Origin of the sequence: Tahibacter soli, assembly GCF_025717065.2 — a bacterium.
Classification (GTDB): Bacteria; Pseudomonadota; Gammaproteobacteria; order Xanthomonadales; family Rhodanobacteraceae; genus Tahibacter; species Tahibacter soli.
In genome coordinates, this window is record NZ_JAOVZO020000023.1 from 293232 (window position 1) to 317339 (window position 24108).

Below are 24108 nucleotides of genomic sequence, written 5' to 3' on the forward strand. Positions count from 1 at the left end.
TTTCGATTCGGCCGTTCAAAGACACCTGCAATTCAAGGACACCCGCGAGTCGGGCAGCCGACGCCGTTCGCCCAAGTGCGGAAGTCGTCGCGCCGCCCTGACACGTACCGCCGCGCATCGCGCTATTCGACGACGCCTGCCTCGATCCGCACCCGTTCGTCCGGCCGGCTGTCGCCATCGGCCGGCAGCAGGCACAGGCGCGCGTTGCCGCCTTCGAACCACGGCCGCAGCGTCACGCCGCTGCGGTCGGCGCGCGCCAGCGCGGCGAGCTGCGGCGGCTTGCGCGTGGTCATGACCGCCGCGACGCCGCGCTCGAACAGCGCGCGCGGATGCAGCGCGACGCTCTGGCCCTGCACGATGACGGTCTGGCCGGGCCCGGTCGCCGCGATCAGCGCGTCGAGCGTGTCGTTGCACAGCGCCGAGCCGGTGATCGCCAGCGTGTCGCAGCGGTCGAACACGGCCCGCCAGTCGCCGCCGTCGGACAGCCGCACGGCGACGTCCGGCCGCGCCATCCGCATCGCCGCGGTCACGCTCTCCATTTCCCTGCGCCGTTCCGGCAAGGTCAGATCGAGCACGCACAGCGAGCGCAGCGCGGGCACGCCGAGCATCCGCCACATCAGCCCGCCGAATCCGACCACCGCCGCGTTTCGCGTACCGACAAGACAGTACGCCGGCAGGTCGGGTTGGACGTGCAGGCCGTACGAGGCCGGTGCGGCGAGGGCCGGTTCCGACAGCGCGGCGAGCAGCGCCGTGCGCAGACAGGCGGTGTCCGGCTCGCCCGGCACCGTGCCGAACAGCGCGTCGCGCAGGAGCGGATCGCGCGACGTCCGCGACAGCCACGACGCCTCGCGCCGTTCGAGGCCGTCCACGGCCACGGCATAGTTCAGCGCCCAGCCCGCCGCACCGGTATCGAGAACGACGCCCGCGTACCCGTGCGTCAGAACGATGTCGGCGACGCGCCGGCCGCGCGAGAGCCCGGCGCCGTCGAGGTACCGCAGCGTATCGGCGGCGATGCTCATCCGGCGCGGTACGCGGCGACGGAAATATCCGCCGCGGCCGGTACGGTCTCCGCGACGAGTCCGGCGGCGGCGAGCAGCTGCGCCAGCGATCCGTGGCGCCGCAGCGCACGGTCGCTGGCGTAGGCGATCACGCAGCGCGCGGCGGCGAATATCGAATCCAGCAGCGCAGCGCGTTCGGTTGCAGCAAGATCCACGACGTCTTCGGGTCGCAGCAACGCGACGTCGACCGGCACCGGGCAGCCCGCCAGACCGTCGCGCAGCCGCGTCGGACCGCCGACGGCGAGGGCGTCCGCGCGATGCGGCAGGCGCCGTCGAGCGCGGACGACCTGATCCTGCCGCGTATCGAGGCCGAAGACCTGCAGACGCCGCGTTTCGGCTTCGGCCAGCTGCAGCAGGTAGCCGTCGCCGCACGCGAGATCGAGCAGCGAACCGCCCGCGGCGCGCAGCCGCCGCGACTGCTCCCACACGACTTCGGCCTGGCGCGTGCGCCACGCGTGGACGCTGTCGAAGCCGTAGTCCGCCGCGGCGGGATTGTCGAACTCGCCGTCGAGCGAGGTTTCGACGACGGCGGTTTCGACGTGTGCGACGCCGCCGCCGGACGCACGCGGCGTTGCTGAAGACGACGCGTAGTCGAGCCTCGGCTGCCGCGCGCCCGCGTCGGCGAGCAGGCGCAGCACGGGCGTGTGCAGTTCGGCGATGCCGTTGCGGCGCGAATAGCGCATCGGCCAGGCCAGCACCTCGGTCAGCCAGCCGATCGCGGCGTCGTGTCCGGCGGCGCGCCCGCGCGCCAGCCGCGCGGCGCCGAGCGCACGCGACGCGTCGCAGCGGTCGCTGCAGGCGATATGCGGCACGGCCGCAAGGCCCAGCGACTGCAGCAGGCCGCCGGCTTCCCACGCACGGGAACCTGCGGATGTCCGCGCCGAACCGGCCGCGTGGATCGCGAGCGGCAGCCGTTCGCCGTCAGCCAGCGCCGTCGTCAGCGCGGTGCCGCAGCAGTCCGGATAGCCGGCCAGTCGCAGCGACGCGGCGAGGTCGCCGGACGCCAGCGCGTCGACGAGCGCGTCGATGCCGTCGCGCCGGGTCAACGCCAGACGGTAGTGCGGCACCGGCGTGTCGTCCGTCGCCGGCCCGGTTTCGACGCGTGCGCCAAGCGGTATCGCCGCGAGGTCCAGCGATCGCAGCCGTGCGGTCAGCGGCGCGATCTGCGCCGGCGCGCATTCGAGCGCGGTGGCCGCGATACGGCCCGCGGCGACGTCGTCGAGTTCGATGTCGAGCAGCGCGGCGCGGATCGCCGCCAGGCGCGGCGCCCAGAGCCTGCGCTGCGATTCGCCGGCCCAGGCCTGGCGCGGCGCGGAGAAATCCAGGCGCTGCGCGTCCGCCTCGACGGGCAGCGGCAGGCGCAGCAGGCGCGGCGCGTCGTCGAGGCTCATGCAGCATGCCCGGCCGTTGCCGGCGCGACACCGACGCCGAGCCGCGCAGTCAGCGACTGCAGGCTTTCGTCCAGGCCTTCGCGCCACAGGGCGACGAGTTCGGCCTCGCATTCGGCGCGCCGCGGCGATTGCGACAGCGGCGCTTCGCCTTCGGCCAGCAACGTTCGCTCGATGTCCTCGAACAGGCCGAACCACGTCGCGCAGTGTTCGCTGCGCAGACGCCAGTCGCCCTCGAGCGCCGTGCCCGGGCAATTGCCCTTGCACATCAGAAAGAAGCGGCATCCCCGACAACCGCCGTCGGCGTGCGGCGTTTCGTGCAACGACAGCTGGCGCTCGTAGCCGCGCCGCTCCGTGGCGAGCCAGGCGATGCCGTCCTTGTGGGTGCGGCCGCAGTTGCTGCGGTCGCCGCCGCCCTCGACGCCGCGCACGCCGCGCGTCGCGTACGGGTCGCACGCCTGCCAGATGCACGAGCTGACCGCGTCGCGCGCCAGCAGCATCCGGCGCATCTCGTCGAACAGGTCGAAGCGCAGGCCCGGCAGGGTCGGTTCGAGCGCGCGCAGGCGCCGCAGCACGCGCAGGTTCTGCGCATCGGAAAGCCGCAGGCCGCGCGACGCGTTGTGCTGGTCGACTTCCAGGAGGTGCAGGCGCATGCGGCGCACGCCGAGCGCGTGCAGGTGCGCGATCCAGTCGCACAGCACGCCCAACCGCGCGCCGCGGGTGTTGCCGCCGTGCAGCGTGACGATGGCGCTCGGCGCCAGGCCCTCGCGGCACAGCCGCGCCAGCGCCGCCTCGGCGCGCGCACTGGCGCGCAGGGTGCGGCCGGCCGAACCGGCCCAGCGCATGTCGTTGAGCGAGCCGGGTCCGTCGAGCGAAATGCCGACCCGCACGTTGTAGCGGCGGAACAGGGCGATGTGGTGCGGCTCGATCAGCGCGCCGTTCGTCTGTATCGCGTTGACGCCGTGGCGCTCGAGGCCGTACGCGAACAGGCGCTCGAGGTCGGCGTCGCGTACGAGCAGCGCCTCGCCGCCGAACAGCACGAACGGCTCGCCGAGTTCGTCGAGCGTGGCCAGCATCTGCGGCAGCGAATAACGCGGCGGCGCGGTGGCCGCCGCGCGCGTGCCTTCCTGATAGCAGTAGCGGCACTGGATGTTGCAGCGATCGCCGAGCGGGCGCAGTTCGACGCTCATGACGGCAGCTCCACGGCGGCGGCCGGGCGATCGGCCGGATGCGGTATCGGATCGGGCGCGGGAAGCCAGTAGCCCCACGGATAGTCGGCGCGCTCGGCGGCGCCGATCACCGCGCCGGCACCGTCGATCGGCAGCGACAACGCGGCGTTGCCGTCGACCAGCACGAGCCGCAGCGCCACGAGTTCCGAGAAGCGCGCGGCGGCGTCGCCGGGCCAGTCCGCGGCATGCTGCGCCAGCATGCGCGCGACCGGCGTCGGATCGCCGCAGGCGTCGAGCAGCGCGACCTGGGCCGGTTCCAGCAGGTGCAGCGGCTGGACCGCGCAGCCGCGCGTGTCCTTGAGCAGCGTCACCGGCCCGAGGCGCTCCAGGCGCAGTTCGGGCGCGGCGTCGCCGCCGTACCAGGCCGCTCGCCAGCGCGCGACGGCGGCGCGCAGCGCGTCGACGTAGTCGAACCGCTCGCCCTGCGGCGGCCGTCCGTCGAAGAAATACGCCACGCGCGCGAGCCATTGCGCGTCGCCGCCGTACAGCGCGGCGTACGCGGGCGCCGGCGCCACGTCGTCGAAACCCATCGCGGCCGCCTGCTCGTAGTTCGGGCTGAAGCGGTCGATGCGGATGCGCGAGCAGCTCGTCGGCGGGCGCAGGTGTTCGAGCAGCGGCAGCCGGTGCGTCATGCGTGCGTAGGCGTCCGGCGGTTCGTCCGGAAAGCCGTACAGGATGTTCCACGCCGCGCCCATGCCGAGCTCGGTGCAGTTGCGCAGGAGACGCACGTTCGCCAGCGCCGTCACGCCCTTGCGCATGATGCGCAGCACGTCGTCGTCGAGGCTTTCGATGCCCGGCTGCACCCACGTGACGCCCGCGCGCGCCAGCGTGCGCAGGCGCGCCTCGGAGAGATTGGCCTTGATCTCGTAGAAGAACCGCCAGCCGGTCGCGTCGGCGGCGAGCGGCGCGAACACGGCCTCGATGTGGTCGAGCGCGAGGATGTTGTCGGCCGCGCAAAAGCGCGTCACGCCGTAGCGCCGCGCCTGGGCGTCGAGTTCGGCGCGCACGCGCGGCGCCGACTTCACCTTGAAGGCCATGCTGTCGGAATTGAGGCCGCAGAACGTGCAATGGTGCTTCTGGCCCCACCAGCAGCCGCGCGACGATTCGTACGTCACGGCCGGACGCAGCTGCGCGGCGAACGGCCGCCCGGCGAGCTGTTCGAAGTATTCGCCGTGGTCGGGTATCGGCAGGCTGTCGAGCGGCGGCGACGGCGGCGGCAGCGTGCACGGCGCGTGGTCGCGCAGCACCATGCCGGGCAGGGCGCGCGCACGGCCCGCCAGGAGCGCCTGCGCGAATTCGGTGAAGACGCCGTCGGCGTTGCCGGTGAACACGCTGTCGATCTGTGCGTAGCGCTCGAGCAGCGCGGGGCCCATCGGTCCGTGGCAGTTCGCGCCGCCGAAGCAGACGTGCGTGGCGGGCGCGAGCTGCTTGAGCCGCGCCGCGAGCGCGAGCGACGCGCCCGTCTGCTGGAACACGGTCGAGAAGCCGACCAGCGGCGCCGCGCGCGCCGCGATGCGTCGCGCCGCGGCTTCGACGAAGTCGCCGCAGCGCGCGCGCAGGCGCGCAAGGTCGCGCCAGCGCCGCGGGCCGACCTGTTCGGCGAGGCGTTCGGCGTGCGCGCGTGCCGCGGGCGCCGCGTCCGGCGCGAGCAGGTGCGCGAACAGCCAGTCGCCGGCCAGCAGATGCGTGGGGATGTCCTCGGCCAGCCACTCGTTGTCGGCGAGGCCGCAGTATTCGGCGAAATCGAGATTGAGATAGACGACTTCGGCCGCGATGCCGGCCGCGGCGAGGCCTGCCTTGAGCGTCGCGGGTCCGAGCGCCGGACGCAGCGCCGACAGCACCGGCGCGACGCAGATCAGCACCTGCGGCGTCATGCGAGGCTCAACCGGCCAGGGCCGGCGATACGGCCGGCGCTTGGGCGTCCGCGGCGCCCGCCGCGGGATCGTCGCCCGGCGCGCGCCACAGGCCGAGCGCGCGCAGCACCTCGACATGCGCGTCGAGGTGGGCGCGCTTGTCCTGCACCGCCGACCGGGCCGCATCGAGCAGACCGGGCGTCGTGAACAGCCGCTCGCAGGCCGAGCAGATTCCGTCGAAATCGCCTTCCGCGAGCGGCTGCGCGCTATCGGCGGTGGATTGCACGAGCACCTGCACCGGACCTTCGAGCGCGATCCAGGTCCACAGCGGATCGGCGTACGCCGCCGCGAGGGCCGTATCGACGCGGTCGCCCCGCGCGAGGTCGCCGATGGCCATGGCGTCGTTGTGCGGCAGCACGCCGCAGCACGGCAGCAGCTTGCCGGTATGCGTGACCTGGATGTTCTGCAGCACCGAGTGGCAGGCGCCGCGATAGACGCGCGCGTCGCGGCGCCGCGCCGCTTCGTTCGCGGCGGCATCGTCGCCGTCGGCCGCGCGGCCGGTGCCGTTGACGACGACTTCGTAGACCTTCTCGCGCGGATCGTCCGGCGCGACGCGCAGCAACTCGCGCAGATAGGCCGCGTCGATGCGCGGCTGCGCGTCCACGGTGACGGCGACGTACAGGCGCAGCGAAAACGCGCGCGCCGCGGCCACCGCGTTCTCGACGTTGCGCAGCGGCACGAACGCCGCGTGCGCATCGTCGTAGCTGACCACGAGCTCGGCGAGGCCGGCCTCGACGAGCGGTTTCAGGATCGCCTGCGCGCGTGCCGGAGAGCGCGCCCAGAACGCGCTCGTCGTCGCCGCGCCGTGCATGCCGTGGCCGCCGGCATGCAGCAGCGCCTTGCGCATGATGTCGGGGACGAGAAACGGATCGCCGCCGACGAAATGCACCTGGTTCAGGCCGTCCAGGCGCGCCGCGTCGTCGATCGCGCGGCAGGCGTCGGCGACGTCGAGGCAGCCGTGCCGGCCCATGTCGGAGCGATAGCAGCAGTGCGCGCAGCGCAGCGGACATTGCAGGGTCAGGTTCAGCACCAGGCTGCGCGGCGCGACGCAGTTGCCCGGGGAGCGCGTTTCGCGGGTCGGCTCTCGTTGTGCATGTTCCGGCTCGCGGGAAGACGGAAGGTGGGGGCGGGCGGCGGCGCGCCGCCGTCCTGCGCGATCCGTCCGTGGATCGCGCCGGCGTCCGCCGGATGGCGACGCCGATTCGGGCGGCTCAGACGTCGATGTGCACGACCGAGGCCGGTGCCGGCGCGGCATCGCCGCGCGTCGACACGCGTTGCTGGATGGCCTTGGCCGTGGCGTCGTCGACGCTGACGCCGAAGCGCGCGAGGAAGGTCTTGGCGTCGGCCTCGAGCGAGCCGAGGATGTCTTTTTCGCTCTTCAGCGCGACGGCGGCGGCGTGCAGCTTGCTGCTGTCGAGCGCGACGTTCGTGACAGTTGCGATACCCATGACGTGACTCCCAGGTAGGTTTGCGGGACGAGGCTCGGGCGCCTCGTTGCAATTACTGCACACGTATACTTAAAAGTAAACAAAAATATGCTTTTCAATATTTAAAATATAAAATTGATTAATATCAATAAGATATTGAAGGATTCTGGAATCGGCCGAAGCCGGCATTGCCGCTTGCGCGGTTTGCCGTCGGTTGTCCCGGACGACAGCTGGCCGGCGGGCCGGAAAGCGAGGGCTGGTTCGGTCGGCGCGACGGCGTCAAGCCGCCTGCGCGCGGCGCTCCTGGAGCAGCGGCGAGGGCAGCCGGCAGTCCGGATGCATGCGGTTGAAGCCGTGCACGGCGCCGGCGAGGCCGGTCATGAGGCCCGGCGTGAACGCCGCATGCGTCGTCGAGACGATCACGCCGCGATGTTCCTCGACCGCCGAGATCACGCGCGCGGTCGACGCGTCGCGATCGACGGCGCACCCTTCGGGGTCGAGCGCGGCGGCGCGCACGAGGAATTCCCACAGCGAGAAATCGCCGTGGCACAGCGTGTGGCTCGCGCCCCAGGTGTCGCGCGACGCCGCCGCCGCGCGGCGCAGCATCCGCAGATGGCCCGGATCGCGCGTTCGCGCGTACAGGTCGCCGGCCGCGAGGCCGATGCCGACGCTGCCGTTGCACCAGGTGTGGAACGTTTCGTCGCGCGTCCACTGGCGCCGGTCGAGCCAGTTGCCGAGCGCGGCGTCGTAGAGCGAATCCTGGAACGCGAACGCGGCATCCGACAGCGCGCGCCAGCGCGCGCGATCGGCGGCGTCGCCGGCATCGGACAGCGCCAGCCGCGCGAGCGCCCAGGCGGTGCCGGCGGCGCCGTGCGCGAATCCGCCGACCGGTTCGTCGCTGACCGTCGACGGCCAGCGCGCGCCCTGCGCGTCGACGATCGCGGTGGCTTCGAGATAGCGCCCGGCGCGCGCCGCGAGCGCGAGCCAGCGCGCGTCGCCGGTCGCGCCGGCGAGTTCGACGAGCGGCACGATCACGCCGGCGGAACCGTCGAGGATGTCGTAGCGCCGGTCGTCGTCGAAGCCCGTGCGTTCGAGCGCCTCGGCGCGTGCGGCGGCCTGCGCGACGAGTCCGGGCCGGTCGAGCAGGTCGTGCAGCGCGAGCCACGTCCAGATCTGTCCGCCGTGGCCGTTGAAGCCGCCGATCACGCGCGGCGGTTCGCCCGCGTCGAGCGCCTTGAGAATCCGGAGCGCGCCGTCGATCGCCGCGTCGAGTCCGGCGACGGCGTCGGCGCGGCCGCGTGCGGCTTCGGCGCGATAGCCGGCCAGCGCGACGACGACGCCGCCGAGGCCGAAATAGATGTCGTGCTGCACCGGCTGCACGAGCCAGCCGGCGTGCGTCGTTTCCGGCGTGATCCACGTGACCGAACCGTCGCCGCCGCGCACGGCGAGGCGCAGCAGCTGCGCGACGGCGTCGGCCGCGAGCTTGCGGCGGCGCGCCTCGAGGCGCTCGGCATGCGGGTGGCGCGCGTAGTACAGCCGCAGGCGGTTGCGCTCGTCGGGCACGTCGAGGTTGCGATTGAGTTCGGTCGCGACGAGCGCGCTGCGGATCGTGAGTTCTTCGAGGTCGATGCGCATCGCGCGCCAGTCGGCGAACGTCGCGGCGATGCGCCCCTGCGTCAGCGGCGCGACGAAGATCGGAATGTCGCCGTGGCGCAGATCGTCGATCTCCGCCGCGATCTCGCTCGCCGACGACGGCGCCACCGGCACGACCGCGGCGTTGCGCACGAACAGGTCGCGCGCGCGTTCGATGGCCGCGGCCTCGTCGTGCAGCGACGCCGGGTGCCACAGCATGCGGCCGATTTCGGCGTAGGCCTGCGTCGGCCGGCGGATATCGCGGATGCGGCAGCCCGCGAACGCGGCGAGCCGCTGTTCGAGTTCGCCGTTCGCGTCGAGGTCCTTCAGGCGCCGCGACGCGTCGATGAAGCCGTCGCTGATGCGATCCCAGTGCGCCGCGACGTTCGGTTGCGCGCTCGGATGGTTCTGCGCCGCGTTGCGGTCGACGTCGATGATCGCCACGCGCGCCCGCGTCGTGCCGGGATCGGCGATCACCGGCATGTGCACCTGCGGCTGCTGGCCCGGCAGCGCGCCGGCCGCGGATACGTCGACGCCGTGGAAACCGAGCGCCGGCGCGCGATACGGCACGATGCCGGTACGCAGCACCGAGCTTCTGATCAGCGCCTGCGCGGCGTCGTACGCGTCGCCGTAGGTCGAAACCGGGCTCGGCGGGATCACCGAGAACAGGCTTTCGACGTCGATCACGACCGGCACCGGACCGGCCGCGATCAGGTTTTCGTGATGGATGTCGGTGCCGCCGAGCAGGCGCAGCACGGCGAGCCAGTGGCCGAGGCCGCGATAGAACCGGTCGAATTCGGCCTCGCCGTCGCAGTAGCGGTGCGCGACGAACGCGGCCCAGCCGTAGGCGCCGCGGTCGATCACGGCCGGCGCGCGAATGCGTTCGGCGTCGCCGGCGAACACGTGCGCGAGAAACGCGTCGAGCGCCGCGTCGATGCGCAGCGAACGCGGCTTGTACATCACGTCGCCGCCTTCGAACGTCACGCGCGCGACGGTCTGGCCGCCGTCGTGCAGGTCGCCCTGGCCGAGACCGAGCGCCGTCAGACGGCCGGCGGGGCGGTGCAGCAGCGCCGACAGCGCATCGCGATCGGCGACGAGGCGATCGAGCAATGCGTCGAGCGATGCGCGTTGCCGGTCGAGCGCGCAGTGCAGGCGTTCGCGCAGCGGCGGATAGCGGCGGTCCAGGTGCGCGGCGAATTCCGGGGCCGCGGCGCGTGCGACGAACTGTGCGAACTGCGCCGCGTCGTCTCCGTCCGTCAGCTCGCCGGCACGTTTGGCGGCATGCAGTTCGAGCAGCAGCAAGCGGCTGATCTTGAGCCGCGCGTTGGCGTTCAGCGCCTCGTCGCCGGCGGCGCGGACGATCTGCGCTTCGGCGGCGTCGAGCGCGCAGGCGCCGAGGCGGGCGGCGAACGCGGCGCGCGCCTGCAGGGTGAAACCTTCGACGATGGGCGCGAAAGCGTCGTGCGTCGGTTCGGTCATCGGCGCTCTGGATTCCGGCGAAGGGATTCAACAGCGCGCAACACAGGGTTCGTTGCGCGCTGCGGTATCGCTCAGCAGCAGGCGCAGCTGCTCGGGCGGCACGAGCCGGTCGTCTGGCCGAGCGTCGTCACCATGTTGGCGGCGGCGCTGGCGCGGGTCAGGGCTTCTTCGGTGGCCACGGCGCCCTCGATGAACAGCGGGCCCGCCGGGCTGTCTTCCGAACCGCTGAGCCAGCCGGATACGACTTCGTCGGTGTGTTGCATGGGCTTACTCTCCTGAGCTTCGTATGGGATGTCGACGGCTTGCGCCGTCGCCGAATACGCGTACGACGTATGCGCCGCTCCGCCCCGCGACCGACCGCGAGCGCATCGTCCGCTCGTGCGGAAACGTCGCGGCGATACGTTGTGCTCATAAGGTAATAACTGTCAACTGTAACTTCGCGCCAAACAAATAAACTGAACATTTACAATGTGTTCGTGTTTTGGCGTTTTGCAACAATCCATGAAGATCAGCGGCCGATGTCGCGCAACCGCACGCCCTGCATCAGTTTGCGTTCGATCTGTTCGAGCGTGACGCCCCGGGTTTCCGGCACGAACGCCCAGGTGAACGCGATGAACAGCGCATTGAGCGCCGCGTACAGCCAGAACGTCGCGGCGGCGCCGATGCTGTTGAGCAGCGTCAGGAACGTCGCGCCGACCACCATGTTCGCGATCCAGTTCGTGAACGTCGAACAGCCGACGCCGAAATCCCGGCCCTTGAGCGGCTGCACCTCGGAGCACAGCGTCCAGATCAGCGGGCCGGCGGACATCGCGAAGCCGACGATGAAGACGAGCAGCATCGATACCGCGACCGCCTGCTCGCCGCGCGTCGTCGTGCCGAAGTACATCATCGTGCCGACGACGCCGAGGCCGACCGCCATCACGGCGAAACCCGTGTACAGGATCGGCTTGCGGCCCCAGCGGTCGACCAGGCCGATCGCGATGAACGTCGCCAGCACGTTGGTCAGCCCGACGGCGGCCGTGAACCACATCTGCGACGCCGTGTCGTAGCCCATGCCCTGGAAGATGCGCGGCGCGTAGTACATCACGACGTTCATGCCGGTGAACTGCTGCACCAGCTGCAGCATCACGCCGAGCGCCACGGACCGGCGAAAATCCGCATTTTCCAGAAAGAGACTCCAGCCGTGCTGCGGCGTGCGCAGCTGCTCCTCGATGTCGGCCGCTTCGCGCGCGACGACGGCCTCGTCGCCGCGCAACTGTCGCAGCACGGCGAGGGCCTCGTTCCTGCGTCCGCGCATCAGCAGCCAGCGCGGGCTGTCCGGCAGCACGAACAGGCCGAACAGGAACAGCACGCCGGGAATCGCGATGACGCCGAGCATCCAGCGCCAGCTGCCGGAATAGCTGAACGCCGTGTCGGACAGGAACGCGACGAAGATGCCGATCGTGATCATCAGCTGATACAGCGAGATCATCGCGCCGCGGCTGCCTTCCGACGCCACCTCGGCGAGGTACAGCGGCGCCGTGAACGCCGACAGGCCGATCGCGAGACCCAGCGCGAAGCGCGCGCCGATCAGGCTTTCCGGCGACCACGCCGCGCCGCACAGCAGCGAGCCCGCGACGAACAGCACGGCGCCGAGCAGCAGCGTGCGCTTGCGGCCGAGCGCGGCCGACATCCAGCCCGCGCCGGCGGCGCCGACCGCCGCGCCGAACATCATCGCGCTGACGATCCATTCGATCGTGCGGTCCGGCACGCCGAACTCGGCCTGGATGAACGTCGTCGCACCCGAAATCACGCCGATGTCGAGGCCGAACATCAGGCCGGCGAGCGCGGCGAGCACGCAGACGAAAAACGCGGACGCGCGGGGCGCGGCGGACAGGTCGGCGGCGACGGCGTTCATGGGTTTCTCCTCGATCTCGTTGTTCATACGACGCGATTGGCCGCGACGACCTTCGCGTACCACTCGCCGGAGTCCTTCACGATGCGCTTGTCGCCGCGGTCGAAGTCGACGTACACGAGGCCGAAGCGCTGCGTATAGCCTTCGGCCCACTCGAAGTTGTCGAGCAGGCTCCAGCAGTGATACGCGCGTACCGGCACGCCGTCGCGGATCGCGCGCGACAGCGCGTTGAGATGCTGCCGCAGCCAGTCGATGCGCCGGGCGTCGCGCACGCGTCCCTGCGCGTCGGGGCCTTCGTTGTACGCCGCGCCGTTCTCGGCGATCTCGAGCGGCCGGCCGCCGGTGTGCGCGGCCATGTCCTTCAGGATCGCGTAGAAGCCTTGCGCGTCGATCGCCCAGCCGTTGTCGGCCTTCGCGCCGCCGCCCGCGGCCCAGTCGGCCTGCGTGTCGAGGCCCGGTACGCCGTTGCCTTCGGGCGCGTGGCGCACGATCCACGGCGAGTAGTAGTTGAGGCCGACGAAATCGAGATCAGCGCGCACGATGTCGGCGTCGCCGTCGCGCCAGCCGAGCAGCGACGCCTGCTGCGCGGACGGCAGCACGCCGTCGGGATACGCGCCCCGGAGCGCGGGGTATAGAAACCACAGATTGAGAAAACGATACCAGCGCTCGGCCGCGGCGCGGTCGGCGGCCGAATCGGTCGCCGGATTCATCGGCGCGACGTCGATCACGCCGCCGACCTTGAGCGACGCCTTGGACGCCTTCAGCGCGCGGTATGCGAGACCCTGCGCGAGATTGACCGTATGCGTCGCGCGCAGCATCGCGAGCGGGTCCTTGCGGCCCGGCGCGTGCGTGCCCTGCCAGTAGCCCACGTGCGTGAACGTCTTGGGCTCGTTGAAGATCGCGCATTGCCCGATGCGGTCGCCGAGCGCGTCGGCGACGAGCCGGACGTAGTCGGCGAACCGCTGTGCGGTGTCGCGGTTCGGCCAGCCGCCGGCGTCTTCGAGCGGTTGCGGCAGGTCCCAGTGGTACAGCGTCGGAAACGGACGGATGCCCGCTTCGAGCGTGGCGTCGGTCAGGCGCTTGTAGTAGTCGAGGCCCTTCGCGTTCGCCGCGCCCTTGCCGCCCGGCTGCACGCGCGGCCAGGCGATCGAGTAGCGGTACGACTTCACGCCGAGGCGCTTGAGGAGCGCAATGTCTTCGCGATAGCGATGGTAGCTGTCGCACGCGACGTCGCCGTTCGCGTCGCGCTTGATCTTGCCCGGCGTGTGCGCGAAGCGGTCCCAGATCGATTCGCCGCGGCCGTCGATGTTCCATGCGCCTTCGACCTGGTACGCGGCCGTCGCCGCGCCCCAGAGGAATCCGGCCGGGAACGCGCCCTCGGCGAGGGGCGCGTCCGGCGCCTTCGCGGCGAGCGCGTCGGCGAGGCCGTCCGCGTGGCGTACCAGCATCGAGCCGCCGGCCAGCATGAGACTTGCGCGCAAGAAGTCGCGACGCTCCATGGTTTCTTTCTCCAGTAGTGCCGACGCTTAGAAATCGACGCCGAAGTTCACACCGAACGTGCGCGGCGCCTGGTATTGCGAGACGTAGAGGAACGCGCCGTTGCCGATCGCCGTACGGCCGGCGTTCGTGCGCACCTTCTCGTCGCTGACGTTGTTGACGTACAGGCCGCACCACCAGCGCGCTTCGGCGGGCGAGTAGCGCAGCGAGAAATCGCCGCGGGCGTACGCGTCCTGCTTGTCGCCGTCGCCGAGGTTGAAGGGCGACAGCCAGCTTTCCGATTCGTAGTGCGCGCTGATGCGCGGCGTCAACGTGCCGCCGCCCGACAGGCGGAACAGGTGTTCGTAGACGAGCGTGAGCGACACGTCCGGCGCGTGCGCCAGATCGTTGCCGGAGACGTCGAGGCAGTTGCCGATGCCCGACTCGGGCGGGCAGGGCGGCAGGCCGCCGTAGTCGTTGCTGCCGGCGTAGCGCAGCGTGCCGAGCTTTTTCTGGAACAGCGTCGAAAACACGAGCGACACGCGGTCGGCATCGCCGAGGTTCGCGGTCAGCTCCGATTCGAAGCCGCTGACCTTCGTGCTGCCCTGCACGTTCGAGAAGCCGAGGCCGCGGCTGCCGTCGACGAACGTGATCGGCGCCGCGAGCTGGAAGTTCTTGAAGTCCTCGTAGTACAGCGCGTTGTTCCAGGTCAGGCGGCGGTCGAGAAAAGTGAACTTTGCGCCGACTTCGTAGTTCGTCAGCGTCTCGCCCTTGTACGGCACGCCGCCGTCCTGCAGGCCGCCGGATTTATAGCCGGTCGACACGCTCGCGTAGACGAACGCCTTCTCGCTCAGGTCGCCGTCGAAGCGCAGCAGCCACGTCGGCTTGTTCGCGCTGTAGCGGCCGTCGTTGATGCCCGCGGCGCCGAGGCCGAAGCCGTTCTCCGGTCCGGGCTGCACGCCCGGCGTGATCGGTATCTGCGGCACGTCCGGGTTGTACGCCCAGCCCCAGCCGCGGCCGCCGATGTTTTCCTTCCTGTCGCGCGTGTAGCGCGCGCCGGCCGTCAGTCGCCACGCGTCGGAAAGATGCCACGTCGCCTGGCCGAAGCCGGCGTACGAGTCGACGGTCTGCTTGGGCTGGATGAACGAGCCCTGCCACGCGACGGTGCCTTGCGACGTGCCGTTGAACAGCGGGATGTCGAAGCGGATCTTGTTGTCTTCGCCGGCGTAGTACAGGCCCACGATCCAGTCGACGGCGTTCTCGCCGGTCGAGCGCAGGTTCAGTTCGTGGCTCTGGCTTTCGTAGTTCGAATAGTTCGTGCGGTCGTTCTGGTAGGTCGCGCCGGTCGCAAAGCTCGTCGGCACGAGCACGCCGCTGTCCTGGTCGTAGTCCGACCTGCCGTCGAATTTGCTCGCGCCGGCGATGTAGCTGAGCATGACGCCGTCGTTGACGACGTAGTCCATGCGGCTGCGCAATGCGTACGCGTTGCGGTCGAGGTACGGCGCGGTGTCGACCAGCGACGACCAGAATTCCTGGCCGGCGCGCGGCTGCTGCATCAGGTTCGCGTTCGGCGTGCCGCGGTCGCGGAAGTATTCGAACGAGAGGTTCCAGGTGAAGTTCTCGTTCGGCGTCCACAGCGAGCTGATGCGCGCGGCCGACTGGTCCTGCGCGTTATATTTTTCGCCGCGCGTGACGAACAGGCCCACGTCGATCGGCTTGAACGTCGCAAGCGTGCCGCCGGAGGCGAGATAGGCCGCCTGCTGCGCCTCGAGCGACGGCAGCTGGCCGTCGGGCGACTGGAAGTCGACGTAGCCGTCGTGCTGTTCCTGCGCCAGCGCCACGCGGAACGCGAACGTCTCGCTGACCGGCACGTTGATCGCGGCGCGCGCGCCGATGTGCGCGTAGTTGCCGAATTCCAGCTTGGCATAACCGTACAAGTTGCCGAGTTCCGGTTTCGCGGTCTGGAAATTGACCGCGCCGACCGTCGAATTGCGGCCCCACAGCGTGCCCTGCGGGCCGCGCAGCACTTCGGCCGACTCGAGGTCGAGCAGGAGGCCCGCGGCGGCCTCGGCGCGCGGCGTATAGACGCCGTCGACGAACAGCGCGACTTCGGGGTCGGCGTATTCGGTCTTCGCGCTGTCGTTGCCGATGCCGCGCATCGACAGCGTGATGACGCCGTGGTCGCCCTGCGTCGTCGCCGAGAAGCCCGGCACCAGCGTCGTGATGTCGGCGACGGTCATGACGCGCTGCTTGTCGAGCGTATCGGCGCTGATCGCGCTGATCGCGACCGGCGTCTTCTGCAGCGGCGTTTCGCGCTTCGTGGCGGTGACGTTGATCGTGTCGAGCGCCTGCGACGGTTCTGCATCGGCGTCCGCGGCCGACGCCGGGCCCGAGACGAGCACGGCGACGATCGCGCAGTAGAGCGCGGAATGACTGTACTTCATGAGACCCCTCCCAGGATCGGTGTGGTCGCGCCGCGGCTTCTTCGCGAGCCGTCGTGCGCGTGGTGGAGGCAACAAATACTGCGAATTGGCAGCGCTGTCAATTGCGAAATGGCAGCGCTGTCATTTTGTCGCTTCCGGCGGTCGCGAACCCGGGCGGCGAACGTTCGTGTAGCATCGTGCGCGGCCGAAACCGGAACGGCGCGCCGACGAACGGAGCGTCTAACGGATCGGGAGCGTGCCGCCCGAAAGGCCGGCGCGCGAGCGATGTGGAAAACGCGAAGAAAGCGAGGAAAGATGCGAGCCAGAATCGAGGACGTCGCCGAGAAAGCGGGCGTCTCCATGAAAACCGTGTCGCGCGTGTTCAACCACGAACCGAACGTGCGCGAAAAGACGCGCCTGCGCGTCGAGAGGGCGGCGCAGGCGCTCAACTACCGGCCGAACCCGTCGGCGCGCAGTCTCGCCGGCAACCGCTCGTACCTCGTCTCGCTCGTGTACGACGATCCGTTCGCGGGGTCGGCGTACATCATGGAGATCATCGTCGGCATGCTGCAGGCGTGCGAGAGCATGCGCTACAGCGCGATGCTGCGGCCGCTCGAATTCTCGAGCGCCGACCACGTCGCGTCGGTGGAGAACTCCATCGCGCAGTACCGGCCGGACGGCCTGATCCTCGTGCCGCCGTTCGCCGACGATGCGAAGCTGCTGCATCGCCTCGACGAACTCGGCGCGCGCTACGCGACGATCTCGGCCAAGTCGAAGGATGCGCGTGTCGGCACGAGCCTGGACGAGCGCAAGGCGGCGGGCGAGGTCGTCGATCACCTGGCCGCGCTCGGCCATCGCCGCATCGCGCACGTCGCCGGCCCCGCGCCGCACGGCGGACGCGTGTGGCGCCTTTCGGGCTATCGCGACGGCCTGCGGCGCGCCGGCATCGCGTACGACGATAGCCTCGTCGTCGACGGCGGCTTCTCGTTCGAAGCGGGCATCGCGGGCGCCAAGCAATTGCTCGACCTCGACGATCCGCCGACGGCGATCTTCGCGGCAAACGACGACAGCGCCTGCGGCGTCATGCACGAAGCGTTCGAACGCGGCCTGCGCATTCCGCAGGATCTCTCGGTCGTCGGCTTCGACGACACGCCGACGTCGCGGCAGGTCTGGCCGAGCCTCACCACGGTGCGCCAGCCGTGCCGCGAGATGGGGCGGATCGCGGCCGAACAGCTGCTGGCGTCGATCCGCGACGCCGGCGCCGGCAGTCTCGTGCGCGTGCCGTACGAACTGATGGTGCGGCAGTCGACCGGACCCGCGCCGGCGCGGACGAAACGGCGCTGAACGCGCGCCGGCGTCGTGCCGGCGCGTCACTGATCCCGCGGCGAGCGCTTCGATGACGACCAGACCGCGTTTGAGCTTTGTCCAGATCTGGAATATGTGTTTCGGCTTCATCGGCATCCAGTTCGGTTTCGCGCTGCAGAACTCGAACGCGAGCCGGATCTTCCAGACGCTCGGTGCCGGCATCGACGACATCCCGATGCTGTGGATCGCCGCGCCGCTGACCGGGCTGCTCGTGCAACCGATCGTCGGCCACTATTCCGACCGCACGTGGGGCGCGCTCGGCCGGCGCCGGCCGTTCTTTCTCGCCGGCGCGATCTTCGCGGCGCTCGCGCTCGTCGCCATGCCGTACGCGCCGATGCTGTGGATCGCCGCGTGCCTCCTGTGGCTGCTCGATGCGTCGATCAACGTCTCGCTCGGCCCGCTGCGCGCGCTCGCCGGCGACCTCCTGCCGTCGTCGCAGCGCGCGAGCGGCTACGCCATGCAGACGTTCTTCATCGGCGCCGGCGCGGTGATCGCGAGCGCGCTGCCGTGGGCGCTCGCGCAATGCGGCGTCGACAACGTCGCGTCGGAGGGACGGCTGCCCGACACGGTGAAGTTCGCGTTCGGCATCGGCGCGGTCGTGCTGTTCGGCGCGATTGGCTGGACGGTGTACGCGTCGCGCGAATACCCGCCGGACGCGCTCGCCGCGTTCGACGACGCGATCCCGCAGGCGCATGCGCCGCTCGAACCGTCGCGCGCGCGTCGGGCCGGTTCGGCATGGCTCGTCGCGGGTATTGCGGGACTGCTTCTCGTGTACGCGACCGGCGTCGACCGGCAGCTGTACGTGCTCGCGTGCGGCCTGCTGCTGTACGGCGCCACGCTGCTCGCCGCCGCGCACGGGCGGCGCGACGGCGTGCTCGCGCAGATCGTCGCGGACGCGCAGGGGATGCCGCCGGTCATGCGCCGCCTCGCGACCGTGCAGCTGTTTTCGTGGTTCGCGCTGTTCGCAATGTGGATCTACACGACCGCGGCGGTCACGCAGACGCACTTCGGCGCGACCGACACGCATTCGACGATCTACAACGAAGGCGCGAACTGGGTCGGCGTGCTGTTCGCCGCGTACAACGGATTCGCGGCGCTCGCGGCGATCGGCTTTCCGTGGATGACGCGCCGGATCGGCCTGCGCAGCGCGCATGCCATCAATCTCGCGCTGGGCGGCGCGGGCCTCTTGTCGTTCCTCGTCGTGCGCGACCCGCACTGGCTGCTGCTGTCGATGGTCGGTGTCGGGTTCGCGTGGGCGTCGATTCTGTCGCTGCCTTACGCGCTGCTGTCCGACAGCGTGCCGGCGCGCAAGATGGGCGTCTACATGGGCGTGTTCAATCTGTTCGTCGTCATTCCGCAGCTCGTCGCCGCGAGCGTGCTGGGCTTCCTGCTCAAGACGTTCTTCGGCAACGCGCCGATCGACGCGCTGGCGATCGGCGGCGTCAGCCTCGCGATCGCCGCGCTGTTCACGCTGCGCCTGAGATCGGACCGATAGCAGGTTGTCGAGAAACAGCCTGTCGGAGAGGGTGCGCAAGCTCCGCTTGCGCCGCTCGATTGAGAAACGGGCAGGAGCCCGTTTCTCAACGGCGGGGTAGAGCCTTTGCTCGCCGGATGCGGCGCCATACTCGGCAAACGCAGCGGAGAACGACATGGCGGGCTCACCGTGGATCAAGGTCGCCGATGTGCGCGGCGCGGCGCGTCTTGCCGTCGACGCGACGCTCGGCGTGACCGACCTCGTCGAGGCCGTGCATCACGGCATCGCGCGCACGACGCTCGGTTCGACGCCGACCGAGACGCGGCGCGCCGGCGGCGTCGCCGGCTTCGTGTATCGCGGCGTGCGCGGCGTCACGCGGCTCGTCGGCGGCGGCCTCGGGCTCGCGGGGGCCGCACTGGAATCGATGCTCGGCAGCAGTCCGGAATCTTCGCCCGCGCGCGACGCGGTGCTCGCCGCGCTCAACGGCGTGATCGGCGATCACCTCGACGCGACCGGCAATCCGCTCGCGCTGCCGATGCAATGGCGCGTCGACGGCCGCGCGCTGGCGCCTGACGCGACGGCAATCGCGACGGCATTCGGCACCCCGAGACGGCGGCTGTTCGTGTTCGTGCACGGCCTGTGCCTGGACGATCGCTCGTGGCTGCGCGGCGGGCACGATCGCGGCCAGGCGCTCGCCCGCGATCTCGACGGTTCGGCCGTCCATCTGCGCTACAACACCGGCCGCGCGATCGGGCGCAACGGCGCCGAGCTTGCGGCATCGCTCGAAGCGCTGGTCGACGCCTGGCCGGTCGCGCTCGACGACGTCTGCATCGTCGCGCACAGCATGGGCGGCCTCGTCGTGCGCAGCGCGCTGCACCACGCGCTGGCGCGCGGGCTGCGCTGGCCGGCGCTGATACGCGACGTCGTGTCTCTCGGCACGCCGCATCACGGCGCGCCGCTCGAACGCGGCGGCCACGCGATCGACCGGCTGCTCGAGGCGCACCCGCTCGTCGCGCCGTTCGCGCGCATCGGCCGGCTGCGCAGCCGCGGCATCGCCGACCTGCGCCACGGCCGCGTGCTCGAGGACGACGCGGACGCCGCGGCACACGTGCCGCTGCCGCCGGACGTCGCGTTCCACGCGATCGCCGCGAGCATCGGCGGCGCGGACGGCACGCTCGTCGACGCGGTGGTCGGCGACGGCCTCGTGCCGGTCGACAGCGCGTTGGGCGTTCACGGCGATCCGTCGCGCGACCTGCGCATTCCGGAGGAACGTCGGCACCTCGTGCGCGGCGTCGGCCACATCGATCTGCTCGGTGACGCCGGCGTCTACGCGCGGCTTGCGGCGATCCTGGGCTAGGCAAAGTCGGGAGTCTCCCGGCTCTGCCGCAGGCGGCAGAAGTTGACGAATCCACAAGTCTGTCAGCCAGATTCCGCGCGCGAGCCGCCAAGCTCGCGAACGGAGAAACACTGACGGAGGTTCGTTGCAGAGTCGGAGAGCGGCTGACGGCTTCGACGCAAAGCGCCTGCGACTGGCAGCGGCTGCGCCACCCGCAGCCGGCCGATGTTCTTCGCCCATCCCTTGAACCTTGTCTTCGTATAGCCGAACTGCGCCCCCGGCCGGTCGATCGCGATCGATTCGACATCGCGCGCGTCGGCGACGTCGACGCGGTGCATCCGTGCGGCACGCCGACGGCGCTTCGCCTCGCTTGCGCATTTTCCGCTTCGTATCGATGATGACGGGGGCAGCACCCGAGCGACGCCGCGCGCGCAGCCAAGGAAACAGGAGACATGGCGCAGCCCCCCGTTTCGAATCGTTCAAATCGGCCTGGCAGGCGGCCGACTATGCGCTGGCGCTCGCACACATCGACGCCGTCCTCGCCGAACATCCGCAAGTCGCGTCGCTGCACTGGTATCGCGCGAACTGCCTGCGAAAACTCGAGCGCCATCCCGAAGCGCTGGACGCCGTGAACCGCGTGCTGGCGCTCGAGCCCGATCACGCGCCGGCGCTGGTCCTGCAGGTGCAGCTCGACGGCGCGGACGATGCGTCAGCCGGCGAATACGACGAAGACCGTCAGCCGACGCCGGCGCAGTTCGATGCGCTGATGCGCGGCGCCGCCGAACGGCGGCAGCGCCATATCGCGCAGCTGCGGCGCGCGATGGCGATCGACCCGACGCTCGCCGACGCCTGTTTCGTGCTGGCGCAGGCACTGCAGTACGACGATTCGGTCGATCTGCTGTCGGGAGGGCGCGCCATCGACGAAACCGCGTTCCGGCACGACGAGGCGCGCACGTTGTTCGAACGCGCCATTGCGCTCGCGCCCGAGCGTGCCGAGTTTCGTCGCGCCGCCGCCGAGCTGTACCGCCTGCGCGCCTTGCAGGTGCCCGACGGCACGCCCGACGACGCCTGCGTGGTCGCGTTCAACGGCATGAAATACCTGCTCGCCGAACTCGAGGCCGCGCTACGCGAATACGAGATCTGCGCGCGGCTCGATCCCGACCCGCGCCACTTCCTGCGCATGGGATCGATCCTGCACGATCTGCACCGCTTCGACGAAGCGCTCGCGAGCTACGATCGCGCGCTGCAGCTGATGCCGGCCGACGCGCCGCAGCGCGAGCACGTGCTGCAGATGCGCGCGCGGTCGGAAAACGACGGCGCCGGCGAACGCGACGACATGGCGAACCTGCTCGAAAGCCTGATCGCACAGGGCGACCGCAACCTCGCCGACGACAATATGGCCACGGCGCTGCTGGGCGCCGCGCGCGCCGTGCGCCAGGGGAAAAATCTCCAGACCGCCGTCGCGGCGCGAATGCCCGAATCGCCGGACGACTTCGTGGCCGCGAACATCGCCGAACAGCTACTCAATGTCGCGTACGAGAATCCGCCGGAGCTCGTCGCCGTCGACAGCGCCGAGTACCCCGCGTACCAGCGCAAGTACGTCGCGCGGCAGCGCAAGGCACTTGAGGCGGCCGGCATGCGCCATGCCGCCGACGCCGAAGCCGCCGGCATGACGCGCACGCTCGGGCAGCGCGTGCTGCTCGGTCTTCATGCCGACGCAAGCGGCGGCACCGGCGTCGGCGTCTACGCGCTGGCGCCGAAGTGGCCCGGTCTGATCGGTTTTCTGCGGCTCTTCGTCACCGGCAAGTGGAAGACGCAGCGCATGACCGAATGCATCACGTACTTCGACGACGGCGGATACCTGATCACGCAGTACGAGAACATCTCGCCGTTCACCTACGGCGACGCGATCGACATCGAACGGCTGCCGCGCGGCACGAGCGTCGCCGCGCTCGTCGCGCGTCATGCGCAGCGCGTCGACGCGTACGCCCGGGCGCATCCGCGCGCGCGCCCGGTGCCGACGACCGATCTCGCCGCCGCCGAGGCGAACTGGCGCCGCGGCCAGGCGATCAAGCGCGCGTACCGGCGTTCGATCGGCTACGTGTCGGACGCCGAACTGCGCACCCTGCTCGGCGCGCACTACGATCGTTTCGCCGACAAGGTGCGGGGCAAGCTGCTGGAACTGGCGGCCGATCGCGAAGAGAGAGCGCTCGACGACGCGTGATTCGAGAAGACGACCGCGCGCGCCGTACGAGCCCGCCCCATACAATGGCGCCCCCTCGACCGCGGACGCCGGCATGGCTCTCAAGGCAACGATCTACAAGGCGCAGTTGCAGATCAGCGACATGGATCGGCACTACTACGCGACGCACGACCTGACGCTCGCGCAGCATCCGTCGGAAACCGACGAGCGTCTGATGGCGCGCCTCGTCGCGTTCGCCGTGCATGCGGACGAACGCCTGGAATTCGGCCGCGGCCTGTCGAGCGACGACGAACCCGACCTGTGGCGGCGCGAGCGCGACGGCACGATCGCGCAGTGGATCGAACTCGGACAGCCCGACGAATCGCGCCTGCGCCGCGCGAGCGGCCGTGCCGGCGAGGTCGTCGTGTTCAACTACGGCGGCCGCGCGTCCGACCTGTGGTGGGAGAAGAACGCCGCGGGGCTGGCACGCCTGGCGAACCTGTCGGTGCTGCACATCGGCGCCGACGAGACCGCCGCGCTCGCCGGCCTCCTGTCGCGCACCATGCGTCTGCAATGCCTGATCCAGGACGGCGAGATGCAGCTGCTCGGCGAGACCGCGACGGCGACGGTGCATCCGCGGCGGCGGGGGACAGCGGCCGGTTGATGCGGCTGCCGGTCGAGGGCGCGCGCGCCACAGGCCTCGGCCGTCCGGTTCAGCGCAGCACCACCCGCCAGCGCCGCGTCTTGCCGTCGCTGCGGCCGGATGCGTCGCGCAGCGCCTCGACGCTGTCGACGGCCGGTTCGGCGCGCAGCCACTTTTCGGTGCGGGCGAGGAAGTACGCATCGCCGCCGGCGATCTCGACGTCGACGACGGCGAACGGACAACGGCCGTCGGCGTCGCTCTGGCGCACCGGATTCAACGTGAAGCGCGTGACCTGCGCCTTCGGCGGCAACAGGGCGTTCAGCCGTTGCGAAAACGCGTTCGCGTGCTCGGGTACGTCCGCGCACGCCATGCGCGGGCGCTCGACGGTCGCCGGATCGGGCGGCAGGTCGGCGGCCGTCAACGGCGCCGCGCTTTCCGGATCGGCCTGCGCGACGCGCTCGTAGGCGGTGTCTCGCGACGTGCGGATGTACTGCGTCGCCGGCGCCCAGATCGAATAACTCTTGAGCGCGTACGTGACGTATCGTGCGAGCAGCGCGCCGGCCGCGTCGCGCGCGAGCCAGATTTCGCGCTCGACGTCGCGCGGCGTGCCGTTGTTTCCTTCGGCCGTTTCGTGCTCGGAATACACGAGCATCCAGTGGTCGCGGCATCCGCGAGGGACGATCATCGCGTACGTCGGGCCCGGCGGACCGACTTCGGCCACGGCGGCGAGGTAGGCGTCGAAGTTCTGCCGCAGGTTTTCGGGCAGATGTTCCTTGAGCACGAGTTCGCGCCAGCGCGCATACCGCTTGGGCGCGTCCTTGCTTTCGTCTTTGGCGAACGCGGCAAGGCGCTCGCGCGGCACGACCCACCAGCCTTCGATGTGCGACGGCCCCGGCGCGAACGTCAGCACGACCGGCAATCCGTGCGTCTGCGGCGGCTTGCGTCCGGCGATCGTCGCGCCGAGCGACGTGCCGGCGAGATCGAACGTGCCGGTGAGGTCGGGGCACGTGCCGGCCGACGATCCCGCCGCCGGGATCGCCGTGAAACCGTCGGGCGGCGTGTCGCGACCGCAGGCGGCGGCCAGCGCCGCGACGCAGGCGATGCCCGCATGGCGCATCCGGGTCGCGAAAAAACGCAGGTCGAATTTCACAGGTCGAATTTCAAACGGGCTCGCGCGGTTCGCCGCAGA

Annotated in this window: 18 protein-coding genes; 5 read left to right on the forward strand and 13 right to left on the reverse strand. The window is 70.5% G+C overall.

Features of this window, described 5'->3' with window-relative positions; all coding sequences use genetic code 11:
- Positions 1-122: 122 nt before the first annotated feature.
- The 11 genes from OD750_RS26640 to OD750_RS26690 all read right to left on the reverse strand — a co-directional run bounded on the left by OD750_RS26640 (position 123) and on the right by OD750_RS26690 (position 15940).
- Entirely contained in the window at positions 123-1019 is an 897-nt protein-coding gene (locus OD750_RS26640) for a Rossmann-like domain-containing protein (RefSeq protein ID WP_263542593.1), read from the reverse strand.
- Positions 1016-2449 carry a class I SAM-dependent methyltransferase gene (locus tag OD750_RS26645; RefSeq protein ID WP_263542592.1) on the reverse strand — a complete coding sequence of 478 codons (1434 nt, stop codon included), beginning with the start codon at positions 2447-2449 and terminating at the stop codon, positions 1016-1018. The genes OD750_RS26640 and OD750_RS26645 overlap by 4 nt, the downstream gene beginning before the upstream one ends.
- Complete coding sequence (locus OD750_RS26650) at positions 2446-3636, reverse strand: radical SAM protein (RefSeq protein ID WP_263542591.1); 1191 nt, start codon at positions 3634-3636, stop codon at positions 2446-2448. Before OD750_RS26650 ends, OD750_RS26645 begins: the two co-directional genes overlap by 4 nt.
- The gene (locus OD750_RS26655) at positions 3633-5549 is read right to left on the reverse strand and encodes a RiPP maturation radical SAM C-methyltransferase (protein ID WP_263542590.1); all 1917 of its coding nucleotides are present in this window, start codon (positions 5547-5549) and stop codon (positions 3633-3635) included. Before OD750_RS26655 ends, OD750_RS26650 begins: the two co-directional genes overlap by 4 nt.
- A 7-nt stretch (positions 5550-5556) precedes the next feature.
- Positions 5557-6618, reverse strand: coding sequence for a radical SAM protein (locus OD750_RS26660; RefSeq protein ID WP_263542589.1), 1062 nt, complete (start codon positions 6616-6618; stop codon positions 5557-5559).
- A 181-nt stretch (positions 6619-6799) separates the two neighbouring features.
- Positions 6800-7036 carry a hypothetical protein gene (locus tag OD750_RS26665; RefSeq protein ID WP_263542588.1) on the reverse strand — a complete coding sequence of 79 codons (237 nt, stop codon included), beginning with the start codon at positions 7034-7036 and terminating at the stop codon, positions 6800-6802.
- 258 nt (positions 7037-7294) lie between these two features.
- A complete protein-coding gene (locus OD750_RS26670) occupies positions 7295-10126 on the reverse strand; it encodes a type 2 lanthipeptide synthetase LanM family protein (protein WP_263542587.1) in 2832 nt (943 codons plus the stop codon).
- A 71-nt stretch (positions 10127-10197) separates the two neighbouring features.
- Positions 10198-10389 carry a DUF6229 family protein gene (locus OD750_RS26675; protein WP_263542586.1) on the reverse strand — a complete coding sequence of 64 codons (192 nt, stop codon included), beginning with the start codon at positions 10387-10389 and terminating at the stop codon, positions 10198-10200.
- 245 nt (positions 10390-10634) lie between these two features.
- Positions 10635-12023 carry a sugar porter family MFS transporter gene (locus OD750_RS26680; RefSeq protein ID WP_263542585.1) on the reverse strand — a complete coding sequence of 463 codons (1389 nt, stop codon included), beginning with the start codon at positions 12021-12023 and terminating at the stop codon, positions 10635-10637.
- Positions 12024-12046: 23 nt separating this feature from the next.
- The gene (locus OD750_RS26685) at positions 12047-13519 is read right to left on the reverse strand and encodes a GH1 family beta-glucosidase (protein ID WP_263542584.1); all 1473 of its coding nucleotides are present in this window, start codon (positions 13517-13519) and stop codon (positions 12047-12049) included.
- Between the two features lie 27 nt (positions 13520-13546).
- Positions 13547-15940, reverse strand: coding sequence for a TonB-dependent receptor (locus tag OD750_RS26690; RefSeq protein ID WP_263542583.1), 2394 nt, complete (start codon positions 15938-15940; stop codon positions 13547-13549).
- 294 nt (positions 15941-16234) lie between these two features.
- Here OD750_RS26690 and OD750_RS26695 point away from each other — a divergent pair, with 294 nt between their 5' ends.
- The 3 genes from OD750_RS26695 to OD750_RS26705 all read left to right on the forward strand — a co-directional run bounded on the left by OD750_RS26695 (position 16235) and on the right by OD750_RS26705 (position 20115).
- Entirely contained in the window at positions 16235-17263 is a 1029-nt protein-coding gene (locus tag OD750_RS26695; protein WP_263542582.1) for a LacI family DNA-binding transcriptional regulator, read from the forward strand.
- A gap of 52 nt (positions 17264-17315) precedes the next feature.
- On the forward strand, positions 17316-18779 hold the full coding sequence (locus OD750_RS26700) for an MFS transporter (protein ID WP_263542581.1): 1464 nt from the start codon (positions 17316-17318) through the stop codon (positions 18777-18779).
- Positions 18780-18933: 154 nt separating this feature from the next.
- The gene (locus OD750_RS26705) at positions 18934-20115 is read left to right on the forward strand and encodes an esterase/lipase family protein (protein WP_263542580.1); all 1182 of its coding nucleotides are present in this window, start codon (positions 18934-18936) and stop codon (positions 20113-20115) included.
- A gap of 62 nt (positions 20116-20177) precedes the next feature.
- Here OD750_RS26705 and OD750_RS26710 read toward each other — a convergent pair whose 3' ends face one another.
- The gene (locus OD750_RS26710; protein ID WP_263542579.1) at positions 20178-20432 is read right to left on the reverse strand and encodes a hypothetical protein; all 255 of its coding nucleotides are present in this window, start codon (positions 20430-20432) and stop codon (positions 20178-20180) included.
- Between the two features lie 59 nt (positions 20433-20491).
- Between OD750_RS26710 and OD750_RS26715 the strand changes: the two genes are divergently transcribed.
- Positions 20492-22318 carry a tetratricopeptide repeat protein gene (locus OD750_RS26715; RefSeq protein ID WP_263542578.1) on the forward strand — a complete coding sequence of 609 codons (1827 nt, stop codon included), beginning with the start codon at positions 20492-20494 and terminating at the stop codon, positions 22316-22318.
- Between the two features lie 73 nt (positions 22319-22391).
- Complete coding sequence (locus OD750_RS26720; RefSeq protein ID WP_263542577.1) at positions 22392-22940, forward strand: YaeQ family protein; 549 nt, start codon at positions 22392-22394, stop codon at positions 22938-22940.
- Between the two features lie 49 nt (positions 22941-22989).
- Here OD750_RS26720 and OD750_RS26725 read toward each other — a convergent pair whose 3' ends face one another.
- Positions 22990-24069 carry a hypothetical protein gene (locus tag OD750_RS26725; protein WP_263542576.1) on the reverse strand — a complete coding sequence of 360 codons (1080 nt, stop codon included), beginning with the start codon at positions 24067-24069 and terminating at the stop codon, positions 22990-22992.
- Positions 24070-24108 lie beyond the last annotated feature (39 nt).